Source organism: Neptunomonas antarctica (assembly GCF_001305295.1).
Taxonomy (GTDB): Bacteria; Pseudomonadota; Gammaproteobacteria; order Pseudomonadales; family Balneatricaceae; genus Neptunomonas; species Neptunomonas antarctica.
Genome location: NZ_LJSI01000042.1, coordinates 127,033 through 139,027, shown reverse-complemented (window position 1 = coordinate 139,027; position 11,995 = coordinate 127,033). Strand labels below are relative to the sequence as shown.

Below are 11,995 nucleotides of genomic sequence, written 5' to 3'. Positions count from 1 at the left end.
TGACATCGACACCTAACTCAGGTCGAAATTTCTGGAGGATAATTCCATCCCGCAGCCACGAGAAATTTCGATGCTTGGCTGATACAGATGTCTTTCGTAGAGAATAGAATAATCTAGGGAGTGGGGTAATCCCCCCGAAAATCAACATTACTAAAAAGTAGAATTTTCTCGTAATCTATACGCAGGAGGTTCTGCATGAAAATATCACGTTTTTCCGCTTCATTTTATAAATGGCGTGCCAAATATGGCGGTATGGACGCGTCTTTGATGGCGCGCTTAAAGGCAGAGATCGTTCAAGAAGCTTTACAAAAAAAGTAGAACATCCAGTGCAATTAACGCCCGTAGATGTGTCCCGCTCAACTGTGTACGCAGTGCGTACACAATGTGAGATTCAAATTATCGAACGGAGTCGATATCTACTGACCTATCAGTAAACTCTTTTCTTGTAGACATACAACGCCACACTAATGGCGGCAAAAAATACGAGATGTAACACAAATTTGATATCCAGACTGAAGTTTAAGCCGGGCAATTGGCTCACCTGAAGATGTTGAAAAGAAACAAGCTGTACGATAATTGCATTGGCGGGCGGTGCTATCAGCGTTGTCAGCCATGAGAAGACTAAAGTAGCCAGTGCAATAAGTTCCAATCGCGCCGTACTCAAAATAACGATACCACTTAAAAATCCATAAAATACAGAGACCGCCATATGAGCAGTCCAGGCAATCATTATGGCAGCGACGCTATTCCAGCCACCCAGTTGCTGATACGCTGCAGCATGCCGGCTTGTCAATGTATCCATTCCAAACCAAGGCTGAATGACTATAAAGACAACGCCCATAACTGCACCGAAAAGACAGGCCATGAATAAAATTTGGTTTTTTAAACGCTTCATTATTGATTTCCATAAAGTGATGAGGCCGTCTCTCTGTATAAACGATTGCCGTTTGGGCAATATGCTACTGGCTTGCTAACTTTCGAAGTACATCTTTATAGGTACTCTGCGGGTGAGCTCCGGTCATCGCGCTGCTGCGGTTGAAGATCACTGTTGGCACACCTGAAATCCCCTGCTGCTGCCACTGAGCCTCTTGGTTCAATACGTGGCGGCGACGCTCAGTGTCATCCAAGGCTAACGCGGCAGCCGCAGTATCCAGGCCTACACTCTGAGCTTCTTCCAGCAAGATGGCGCGATTGGATACATCCTTATGCTCCGTAAAGAAGGCGACAAATAAACGCTGTTTTAGCTGATGCTGTAAGCCTTGTTCATGTGCAAAATCCAGCAACAGATGCGCATCGCGGGTGTTAACTATCTTCATCTCTTCAAAGTAATCAAACGTAAATCCATACTCAGCACCAAGGGCACTGATATTAGCGCGGGCTTTTTCACTGTCGTCACGCGTGGCGCCGTATTTACGCAGCACATGGGCGCGCAGCTCCTCGCCTTGCTCGGGCATATCGGGGTTCAGTTCAAACGGTTGCCACTCAATTTCGACCCTATCTTGCAGGCCTAATTCATTGATGGCGGCTTCCAGGTGTTTGTAGCCAATGATGCACCATGGGCACACAACATCGGACACTATATCTAGCTTAATCTTGTCGTTCATCTTATTGCTCAAGGTGCTACTCCTCGTTATGCCCTGCTCACTTCAGCGCTTATCATGGATAACACTATAAACATTATTGAACGACCGCTCAAGCTTAATTTGAACGAATGTTCAACTTCGGATTTCTGGTGTATATAAATGGACATGCTGGTGGTAAAAACCGACATTAAGACAGCTAGAAAATCGCCAAGATGTGTTACGGGCAGGTAGTAGGCTTGAGTAGAATTAGCCCTATAGGGTCTTGCTGATAGATCTGGATCTGACCAGGCGGTGATTAAATTACACTACATTAGAATGAAGAGAATAGTTTTAGAGTAGCTCTTCAAATATATCGTCAATATACTTTTCTACTGCGTCCACATTGTTCGTTACCTGGGCATAAGTCCTTAAACCTATGAGTTGAATTTGGAAGTAACGCGCTAATGCAATTGGACTCTTCGCGGTGCTGACTTCACCATTATTGATGGCTTGTTGGAAAATGTTAGCAAAAGACGCTTCTATACTTTCTAAAATGCTCGTTGCCTTGGCAAGTAACTCTGGGTTATCGTTTTGCGTTAGTTCAGCGACACTTTTAACAATCATACACATGCCACTTGGTGCAGTGCCTTTATTACAAATAGTCACATTACGAAGGAATCGTTTTAACCCTCCCAGCGCGGTTGTTTCTTGCGTCATACAGTCGGCAAGGTTCTCGGCACCTACCTCGGCATAACGATTTAATGTTTCTTTAAATAAATTATCTTTACTACCAAAAGCCGCATAAATACTACCAGGGCGCATATCAACCACGTCTTGTAGATTTCTCATTGACGTTGCGTGATAGCCCTTTTCCCAATAGAGATTCTTTGCTTTTTCGATCACTTCGTCACGATTAAATTTTGCTTGTTTACTCATGCTTGTTTACTCATGTTTGCCACCTTGAAAACTTTTGTCTTAACTTTTTTTAAAACAACAAAAGCCTAATGACAATGATGCCACCAGGCTTTTAATTCAGTCGATTATCTTAACTCGACAGAAGCTACTCTGGATTTAATGCTAACACTTTATCAATATCTTCAGCACAATAACGGTTTTCAAGCTGTTCCCAGTCTTCACCCCAGTTACGGTTGATGATGCGCCCACGTTGTACGGCAGGACGCGCTAAGATGGCTTTCGCCCAACGTTGTACGTGTGTGTAATCTTCCACCTGAAGGAACTCTTTCGCGTCGTAAAGATTGCCCAGGACTAAGTTGCCATACCAAGGCCAGGTTGCAATATCCGCAATACTGAATTCATCGCCTGCGATAAATTCATTTTTTGCCAACTGCTTATCGAGAACATCTAACTGACGCTTAATTTCCATTGTAAAACGATTAATGGAATATTCGAATTTCTCGGGCGCATAAGAATAGAAATGACCGAAACCACCACCTAAATAGGGTGCAGAGCCGTGTAACCAGAACAACCAGTTGAAGACTTGCGTGCGTTTAATGCCTTTTTCAGGCATAAATGCACCAAACTTTTCCGCAAGATAAACCAGAATTGAAGCTGATTCAAATATAGGTTCAGCCTCTTCGCTAGCGTGATCAACTAATGCCGGGATCTTAGAATTAGGGTTAATATCCACAAAACCCGATGAGAACTGATCGCCTTCACCAATCCTGATCATGTGGGCATCGTATTCCGCATGCTTACCGAGTGCTAATAACTCTTCCAACATGATGGTGATTTTTTGGCCATTAGGCGTGCCCATTGAGTACAATTGCAGAGCATGCTCACCCACCGGTAACGCTTTTTCATGGGTCGCGCCCGACACCGGACGATTAACGTTTGCCCATGTACCACCACTCTCTGCATCATGAGTCCAGATCTTTGGGGGGGTGTATTGATTTCCCACGCTTATCCTCCTGCGCTTATGCTGTAAGGCTATTAGGATTTTTTATCAAAATTTTGCGGGTAGAGTGCGCGTGCGGCCTCTTCATCAAAATCAGACTTAAATTGAATGTCTTTATCAATGTTTCGTGCCCGCTCTACTGCAGGACGCGCATTGATGCCTGCAAACCAACGTTTTAAGTTTGGATAGCTTGCTAAACCTTCCCCGCCTAACACGGCCATTGCTTTATCAATCCAACCCCATGCTGCAATATCTGCAATGGAATATTCATCACCCACTATATAGTCACGACCTTCCATGTGTGTTTCCAGCACTTCATAATGACGTTCAGCTTCACGAAGATAGCGATTGATTGCATAAGGCACTTGCTCTGGCGCTTTATGTCTAAAGTGAACTGACTGACCAGAAAAAGGGCCTAAACCTGTCGCTAAAAACATCAACCACGACAGCATTTCACTACGTTCTTCTGCTTTACCCGCTAATAGTCCTGTTTTTTCAGAGAGATACATTAAGATAGCAGTAGAATCAAATACACGTTTGCCATCGTCTTCAATCGCAGGTGTTTTTCCATTTGGGCTGATCGCCCGGAATTCAGCGGTATGTTGTTCACCTTTCATTGTATCTACCGGGATCAATTCATACGGTAAACCGGCCTCTTCAAGGTAAAGAGCAATCTTCATTGGGTTTGGCGTTTGGTGGAAATAAAACTTAAGCATATTATTACCCTATTAAAGTCATTGATGTTTTATTCAATTGGAACCCTTGTCCCTTGAGATTGAAACTACTATAAACACCATTGAACAGTCGTTCAAGTTTATTTTGATCGATCGTTCAACTATTGATTGTAATAAGCTACCTAAGAATGACGTGTTAGGTATCTGTTGCAATTATTTGATCCACAATCTCGTTCATTGTTGAGCCGTAGATCCCGGGCTTTTTAAATAGAGGGTTATAAGGCGCGCCGGAGCGATTGATGTAAGCCGCTTCTAAACCAGCACTCATAGCGCCATGTGTATCCCAATCATGAGTAGCCACCAGTCTAAGCTTGTCCTTAGGTTGACCCAGCTTAGTCGAGGCAAACTGGTATGCCATTGGGCTTGGCTTAAATGTACCCGCCTCCTCCACCGAGATGACCTCATCAAAATACTCATCTAAACCAGCATTGTGGATTTGATTGGTAATTAAGTTACGTGATGAGTTTGAGAATGCTACAACGCGAAAGCCTTCTGCTCGTAACCTTGATAGTGCCGTTTTTATATCAGAATGAGCCGGCAGACTTGAAAAGCCTCCGAGAATATCAGCAATTTCTGCGCTGGATATAAGAACCCCATTTCTGGCAGCAAGAGCCTCAAGCATAATTTTTGATAGAGATGCGAAGTCTGTTTTAACGTCCGTTATCATGGAAACAGTGGACGCATGCAGCAACATGGAAAACCAGGTATCTGTAAAACATTCATCGCCAAAAAATGACTTAAACTTCGGCCTTAACACGCTTAAGTTTAAAACCGTTTCGTTTATATCGAATAAAATCGTTGTTTGTTTCATACGTTACCCCTCGCAAAAATAAAGAGAACTCAGCCTGTAGCGGTCTATTCAAAGCGCCATTCATTGGAAAGACCGGGAATCTTAGCATGAGTTGTATGCCCGCTAGTGCTGGAGTGTTCCGCTTGCTGCTCAACACGTTGCATAAATATCTGCCAGATATTGGCTACCGGAATACTGTTATTCAGTCGATCAAGTAATTCGATTGAATCGCCACGGCGCAGCTGTCCGTTTTCTAATACCCGGTAATACCATCCTGAGATCGCTTCAGACATGAGCACGGAGGCGATATGTGCATTGCCATATTTATGATTTACTTTCCAACAGGGGCGACGTGGCTGAGATACCTGCACGATGGCACTGCCAAGCCGAAAGGTATCTCCGATATGTACGTCGGTATCCAGCAGACCCTGAGTCGATATATTTTCACCAATAGAGCCGGGTTGAAAATGCTCACTCAGATGAGGGAGAGCCTGTTGCAGCAACGCGTAATGTTCTGCCGGGTAATGATAGATCGCTTTTTCCGGGCCACCGTGTACCCGTTTATCCACCTGAATATCGCCACTCAATCCCATCTCATCGATTTGGTGGGTTTTTTCCGAGGGTATTTTAAAAATCCCCGTGGCCGTATTCCCCGGACCTATGGTCGATAGCTCGCCGATATAGAGGCCCTCTATCGAAGCACTGAGCTGCTTTATTTCACTCTCCATGATATACCCCTGCCTTTGACGTCAGATGACCAGTTTAGAGTTGAGTGGCTAAAATAACCAGCTTGAGTAATCATGGGATTTTCATAATAATTAGTATGTAGCGCTAACAATAATGTGTAATCTATAATTTGTTGATTGCTACGACCATCATCTGTCATTACAGGTCATCTATTATGCATTTTGTGAACATATCATCAGAGCTTATTTATACCATTGATTCTGCTGCAAGTTTTGTTTTTAACATTGCAGCGGCCAGTACTAACCATCAAAAAACGCTAGAAGAGAACCTTACACTCTCCCCCGCTATCGATAGTGAGTGGTGCCAGCTTAATGACTTTGGCTGCCGTGGTCTTCGCTTAAAAGTGGAGCCTTGTGAATTGAGCATTAGATACAGCGCTACCGTGCAATTATCGCCAGAAACCGAGTTGGTCCAGTATTTAAATGAGGTTGAGCATAAAAAATTACCGACAGCGGTGCTGCCTTTTTTAAACCCGAGCCGATACTGCGAATCTGACCGTCTGGGACGTTTTGCCTGGAAAGAATTTGGTCAGTTGCAAAGTGGATACTCCCGGGTTGATCAGATTTGCAATTGGGTCAATGCGCATATTGATTACGTTGCGGGCAGTACCGATGCGTCTTCCAGTGCGTGTGATGTGCTCATTCAGCGTGCTGGCGTCTGTCGGGATTTTGCTCATGTCAGCATAGCGTTGTGTCGCGCTCTGGGTATTCCTGCTCGTTATGTTTCCGGCTACGCCGTTGGCTTGGAGCCACCTGACTTTCATGGTTTTTTTGAAGTGTATTTAGAGGATCGCTGGTATCTTTTTGATGCGACTCGTATGGCGCCGATAAGTGGCCTTGTGAGGATTGGTATTGGCCGCGATGCTGCCGACACTTCATTTGCCAATATTGTCGGTCAGGCTACTATGCAGTCTATCAAGGTAGAGGCTACATCGGCTGATGCTAACCTTCTGTACAATAACGGGGATCCCGTATCAACCGCTTAACTCATTAATTGCGCATCACACGCTTGACGAGGGGATGCAATTACTGATGGATGTAACGCCTTAGCTGAGTACGTTAAATATTTGCAAACATCAGCTAAAAATACTACATCTATCTAACTTGCCAGAAGTGGGTGAACAAGGTTGATTTCAGTAATTTTTTTTTGTGAAGCTTTATCTGCAAGTTGTGTATATTCGGTAACGACCTGGATAGGTAAGGCGCCTATTACCTTCTCCAAATCAACCAATTTTATACCTTGGCGTATTAAGAAGTTTATATAACTATAACGAATAGACTCTGCCGAAACGCAACTACTGTCTATAATTTTTGCATCAAAAGCTGCGCAGTTAATGAGTGAGATAGCTTCGCTTTCTGTAATATCAAAATCAATATTGTTATCAATAAGCTCTGCCATTTTTTTTGAAATAGGCAGCTGCCTACTTGGGGAGCCAGGTACATTAAAGTTACTTTCAGTGGTATTTATTTTGACCTTTGATAATTCACTTATTTCACGCACTGACAACCCTTGAAGCAGAGCTGTCATAACAACCTGTCCTTTCGAGCTACTGGCTTTTAGTAGTCTTTCCAACTCATTTAATGTTAACGCTCTAACACCTTCTTGAGCAATCATCTGAGTCGCTGCGCGGCTGTTCCTGTATTCAAGTTTATCGACTGTATCCTGGCGAATATTTAAGCTCGGGTCATTACTGGTAATTCGGGACCACCTTGCAACTGCAGGATTGTCTGCCCTACTATCATTTTTTAAAAACTCAAATAACAGAATAGCAAGTAAGCCAAGCAATAATGCTAGAGCGAGGACAATACCAGAATTTTGATAATAGTCAGGACGTATTGGCGTATTGGGTTGGAACGCTGGCTCTATTACTTTAAACTGCGGGTATTTTTCACGTTGAGTGACGGCTATTTGAGTAAGGCGGCTTTGTATTTCACGATAACTCTCTTCTAGCTGTGTTAAATCCTCAACCAGAGCCTCATGCTCAGAAAAACGCCGTGTAAATTCGGTAGCAATTTTTTTATACTGCTCAATCTCATTCCTTAGCGCAATAGCCGCTTGATGTGCTGCAGCGTAATCTTGCTCAGCATCACTTAATACTAGATTTTGCCCATCAATTTTTTGCTCACGAATTTTTTGTTCTAATTTTTTTAATTGTTCAGGTATCACTCTTAAGCTTGGTTGTAATGACATATATTGGCGTGTGTAACGTCGGTCAAGTTCAGTTAAATTCTCACTTAGTTCCTGGGCTCGTTGTTCCAGGTTAGCCAAACTCCTTTTATCTGTATCTGGTACAACAGGTAGGCCTCTGCTTATGGCTTTTTTTACCGCGGCTAATTTTGCTCTTGTATTTATCTCGGCTTCTTCGGCCGTATTTAAAGAACGGGTTAAGCCATTTAGCCGTGCAGAAACCTGGTTCTCATCCCTGCCAGCCGATAAAATACTATGCTGATTACGAAAGATGTCGATCTGATTACGTTTCAGATCAACTTTTTCGCTTAACAATTCAAATTGTTGCTGCAAAGCATTGGTGGTCTCAGCCGTGTCTGTTTTAATCTGTTGCAGGCGTTGTGTTTGGTATTGATCAATCAAGGTGTTGAGAAGCAGAGCCAAAAATCCGGGGTTTTCACCCTCGGCAACCAATTTAATCAAGTTTGTTTCTGCGACTAAACTCACAGAAAGCATATTACGTAAGGTGATCGGGTCAGGAATGTCATCACTGGCAAGGGAGGAAAGAATCTCTCTCGTTGATTGAATAAGAGACTGCCCTGTTAAAATATTACCTTGAATGGCAACATGCTGAATATTAATTTCTTCAATTTCCTGGTCTATCGGGGTAGGCGCAACCGTTAATAACGTAACATCACTTTGATAAATAGCTGGCTGCAAAAAAACATAAATTAAGCCAATAATGGCAGCTAAAATAAAAGTCGTAATAAAAATCTGAAAACGCCTTGAAGAATACCACGGGCATATAGACTCATCCGCAAATGGTGTTGTAGATCCATGTGTTAACACTTCAATGCAGGGTAGTTTCTGACTGTCCATTAGAATAAAGTTCCCACGATTTGTAGCTTCTTATCTGAAATCCCGAATGCGAATTTGCTCGCCTTCAGTCACTCGAAACAATGCCAACATGAGAGGAACTTCTATCATATCTTTGCATATTTCATATCCCTAAAAAAATAACCTATTTATCTCAGCTAATATTTATGTACATTAACAATCCTACAAGCAATTAAAATGAGTTTTCCTTAACTTTTTTTGAGCAGATTCCCTTCCAAAACACATCCGATCAGGTCGCAGACTGCCCCTCATATTTGGAATGAATAGCTTATATTGATTCACTACCAGTGGAGATTTTAACCGCCAACGAGAAGCAAAAAAGTCGATTCATTGACAAAGTGCAGCAACTCTATATAGTGATGGACTAGCCAAGAAAAAGCGTATTTTAACCACTTGTTATCGTTGTATTACTCGTTAGTAGCCTCGTTTCACCGTTTTAAATTCCAGTCTTATTTTTCGCTAACTCGATAATTTATGTTCTTTTACACCTCCCCTCACACTCGCTTTGTTACTTTACAGTGTTGAGATTTGGCTAATCCAGTCCGATGAAATGTAGAACGATAAATGATCAGAACAATATTCTGCCAGTAATTTTGCGACTACTGCCATGAGTGCTGTTTAAACGCGTCTGTGTAAAATCCAGCGTGCAGACTAATTAACTTTTTTCACTCAACAGATTTGAGTGATGACCGCCTGCGTATTACCCCGTTATCACTGAGCTCTATTTAAATTGAAGCTCGTGTAACTGTTCGAAAAAATACAAGGCTTTCTTTATTTGAGAGATATATGAGCAAAGACTCACAACAGGCAATTAATGCCGCCGATTATGAAAAGTACAGCAGCCCTATTCCCAGCCGGGAATACATTATGGGGCTACTCGATGAACCAGGGAAAACTCTGGATCGAGATCAGCTCAGCGAGCTGTTACAGCTATCCAGCAGTGATGAAAAAGAAGCCCTGAGACGACGTCTTCGTGCGATGGAGCGTGATGGACAATTAGCTTTCGATCATAGAAATGGTTATAGCTTGCTACGCGCAGACGATTTTCTTGAAGGGCTGGTCATCGGGCATCCCGACGGTTTTGGGTTTCTGAAACAGGAAGGTGTGGGTAACGATATCTTCTTACATGATAGCCAGATGCTTAAAGTTTTTCATGGTGACAAGGTACGCATCCTTATGACGGGTGTTAATCGTCGCGGTCGCAAGGAAGGCCAGATTATTGACATTCTGGAGAAAAATACTTCTCAGGTCGTTGGCCGCTTAAAGTACGAAGAGGGTGATTATTTTCTACAGCCCGAAAACAGCCGCATTCGTAATGAGATCGATATTGCAGATGATCAGCTAAACGGTGCACAGACAGGGCAATACGTCAGCGTAGAAATAACCGAATACCCCTGCAATCGCTTTAACGCTGAGGGTCGGGTTACCGAAATTCTGGGTGATTCCATGGCACCGGGTATGGAAATTGATGTTGCTATTCGTAGCCACGACATTCCCCATAAATGGCCGCAGACGGTATTAGATGAAGCAGCGACGATGTCGGATGAGGTTAAAGAAACCGATAAACTCCATCGTTCAGATCTAAGGAACTTACCTTTTGTCACCATCGATGGTGACGATGCACGGGATTTTGATGACGCCGTGTACTGTGAAAAAAGAAAATCCGGTGGCTGGCGTTTATATGTCGCGATCGCCGATGTTTCACATTACGTATTACCCGCTAGCGCCCTGGATCAGGAGGCTGAAGAGCGCGGCACCTCGGTATACTTCCCGGGTCACGTGGTACCTATGCTGCCGGAAGCGCTTTCTAATGGATTGTGTTCGCTAAACCCCCATGTCGACCGACTGGTTATGGTCTGTGAAATGGCGATTAGTCGTTCCGGAAAAATAGCAGCCTATAAATTTTCTGAAGGCGTTATCAACTCGCATGCACGCCTGACCTATCGTCAGGTAGGCGCTTTATTATCGTCTTCGGATCATGGCTTGGGTAAACAGGTCGCTAAGAATCATCATGCTGTAGTGCCACATATCCACGCCTTGCACCAACTGTATGCGACTTTAAGAAAGGCCCGTACCAAGCGCGGGTCGATTGATTTTGAAAAACAGGAAGTTCAATTCAAATTTACCGAAGGTAGAAAAATTGACCAGATAGTGCCTGTTATACGTAACGATGCACATAAGATGATCGAAGAGTTTATGCTTTGTGCCAACGTCGCTACTGCGCAATTTTTGGAAAAATTAAACCTGCCTGCACTCTATCGGGTGCATGAAGGGCCAGCCGAAAAGAAGCTCGCTAATTTACGTGAATTTCTCAGTGAGAGAGGCCTTAATCTGTCGGGTGGTGATAAACCAACGCCAGCACATTATGATCTTTTGCTACGTGGCATTAATGAACGTAAGGATGCTCAGGTTATCCGCACTATGATGTTGCGCTCGCTTAGCCAAGCGGTATATAGCGCTGATAACCAGGGGCACTTTGGTCTTGCTTATTCCGCTTATGCTCATTTTACCTCACCGATTCGGCGCTATCCTGATTTATTGGTTCACCGGGCCATCCGTTCTGTCATCCGCCGGAGTGAAAGTGGCAGTACACTGCACCGGGTACTGAAGAAGGTTACCGGCATGGGTGCCGATCCGGTACATAGGATTAAAAGTGCCGCCCCTATGGAGGCAGGCAAGAGCTACCCCTATGATCTGGATAAAATGAAGACGATGGCGGACCATTGCTCACTGGTATCCCGTCGGGCCGACAAAGCTGGCTGGGACGTAGAAGCCTGGCTGAAGTGCGAATATATGCAAGACCATGTTGGCGATACTTTCAGCGGCGTCATCAGCAGTGTCACCAGCTTCGGTTTGTTTATTGAACTCGACGATACTCTGATTGAAGGCCTGATACATATCACGGCCCTGAATAATGATTATTATCAGTTTGATGCGGCACAACAGCGTTTAGTGGGTGAGCGAACCCGAGCCACCTTTGGCATCGGTGATACCATTAATATCCGTGTTGTACGGGTCGATATGGATCAACGTAAAATTGAATTCGAGCTGGCGGATAAATCTGATGATAATCGACCGCTCAAAACCAAGAGCCGAAAAAGTAAAAAGCATAGTGGCGCGGGTAAATATAAGCGCTAAAAAATGACACCCTGCTGAGCTGGACACTGATTCAGCTCAGCAGACG

The 11,995-nt window shown here is 43.8% G+C and carries 10 protein-coding genes and 1 pseudogene; 3 read left to right on the top strand and 8 right to left on the bottom strand.

Annotated features, from left to right (window positions below; genetic code table 11):
* Positions 1 to 192: 192 nt before the first annotated feature.
* Positions 193 to 315 (top strand): annotated as a pseudogene (locus Nant_RS21825) (IS3 family transposase); the annotation flags it as partial.
* A 112-nt stretch (positions 316 to 427) separates the two neighbouring features.
* Here Nant_RS21825 and Nant_RS10595 read toward each other — a convergent pair.
* From Nant_RS10595 to Nant_RS10565, 7 genes are all read right to left on the bottom strand, one after another.
* The gene (locus Nant_RS10595) at positions 428 to 895 is read right to left on the bottom strand and encodes a hypothetical protein (RefSeq protein ID WP_054341621.1); all 468 of its coding nucleotides are present in this window, start codon (positions 893 to 895) and stop codon (positions 428 to 430) included.
* A gap of 64 nt (positions 896 to 959) precedes the next feature.
* Positions 960 to 1,616 (bottom strand): DsbA family oxidoreductase, encoded by a 657-nt coding sequence (locus tag Nant_RS10590; protein ID WP_202904994.1) that lies wholly within the window; start codon positions 1,614 to 1,616, stop codon positions 960 to 962.
* A 297-nt stretch (positions 1,617 to 1,913) separates the two neighbouring features.
* Positions 1,914 to 2,498 carry a TetR/AcrR family transcriptional regulator gene (locus tag Nant_RS10585; protein WP_054341619.1) on the bottom strand — a complete coding sequence of 195 codons (585 nt, stop codon included), beginning with the start codon at positions 2,496 to 2,498 and terminating at the stop codon, positions 1,914 to 1,916.
* Positions 2,499 to 2,622: 124 nt separating this feature from the next.
* The gene (gene yghU / locus Nant_RS10580) at positions 2,623 to 3,486 is read right to left on the bottom strand and encodes a glutathione-dependent disulfide-bond oxidoreductase (protein WP_202904998.1); all 864 of its coding nucleotides are present in this window, start codon (positions 3,484 to 3,486) and stop codon (positions 2,623 to 2,625) included.
* Positions 3,487 to 3,512: 26 nt separating this feature from the next.
* A complete protein-coding gene (locus tag Nant_RS10575; RefSeq protein ID WP_054341617.1) occupies positions 3,513 to 4,193 on the bottom strand; it encodes a glutathione S-transferase family protein in 681 nt (226 codons plus the stop codon).
* Positions 4,194 to 4,347: 154 nt separating this feature from the next.
* The gene (locus Nant_RS10570) at positions 4,348 to 5,022 is read right to left on the bottom strand and encodes a haloacid dehalogenase type II (RefSeq protein WP_054341616.1); all 675 of its coding nucleotides are present in this window, start codon (positions 5,020 to 5,022) and stop codon (positions 4,348 to 4,350) included.
* Between the two features lie 44 nt (positions 5,023 to 5,066).
* On the bottom strand, positions 5,067 to 5,729 hold the full coding sequence (locus Nant_RS10565; protein ID WP_054341615.1) for an MOSC domain-containing protein: 663 nt from the start codon (positions 5,727 to 5,729) through the stop codon (positions 5,067 to 5,069).
* A 173-nt stretch (positions 5,730 to 5,902) separates the two neighbouring features.
* Between Nant_RS10565 and Nant_RS10560 the strand changes: the two genes are divergently transcribed.
* Positions 5,903 to 6,733, top strand: coding sequence for a transglutaminase-like domain-containing protein (locus Nant_RS10560; protein WP_054341614.1), 831 nt, complete (start codon positions 5,903 to 5,905; stop codon positions 6,731 to 6,733).
* A 113-nt stretch (positions 6,734 to 6,846) separates the two neighbouring features.
* Here the strand turns inward: Nant_RS10560 and Nant_RS10555 are convergent, their stop codons facing one another.
* Positions 6,847 to 8,793 carry a GumC family protein gene (locus Nant_RS10555; protein ID WP_054341613.1) on the bottom strand — a complete coding sequence of 649 codons (1,947 nt, stop codon included), beginning with the start codon at positions 8,791 to 8,793 and terminating at the stop codon, positions 6,847 to 6,849.
* Positions 8,794 to 9,597: 804 nt separating this feature from the next.
* Between Nant_RS10555 and rnr the strand changes: the two genes are divergently transcribed.
* Positions 9,598 to 11,949 carry a ribonuclease R gene (gene rnr / locus Nant_RS10550; protein ID WP_054341612.1) on the top strand — a complete coding sequence of 784 codons (2,352 nt, stop codon included), beginning with the start codon at positions 9,598 to 9,600 and terminating at the stop codon, positions 11,947 to 11,949.
* Positions 11,950 to 11,995: the final 46 nt, after the last annotated feature.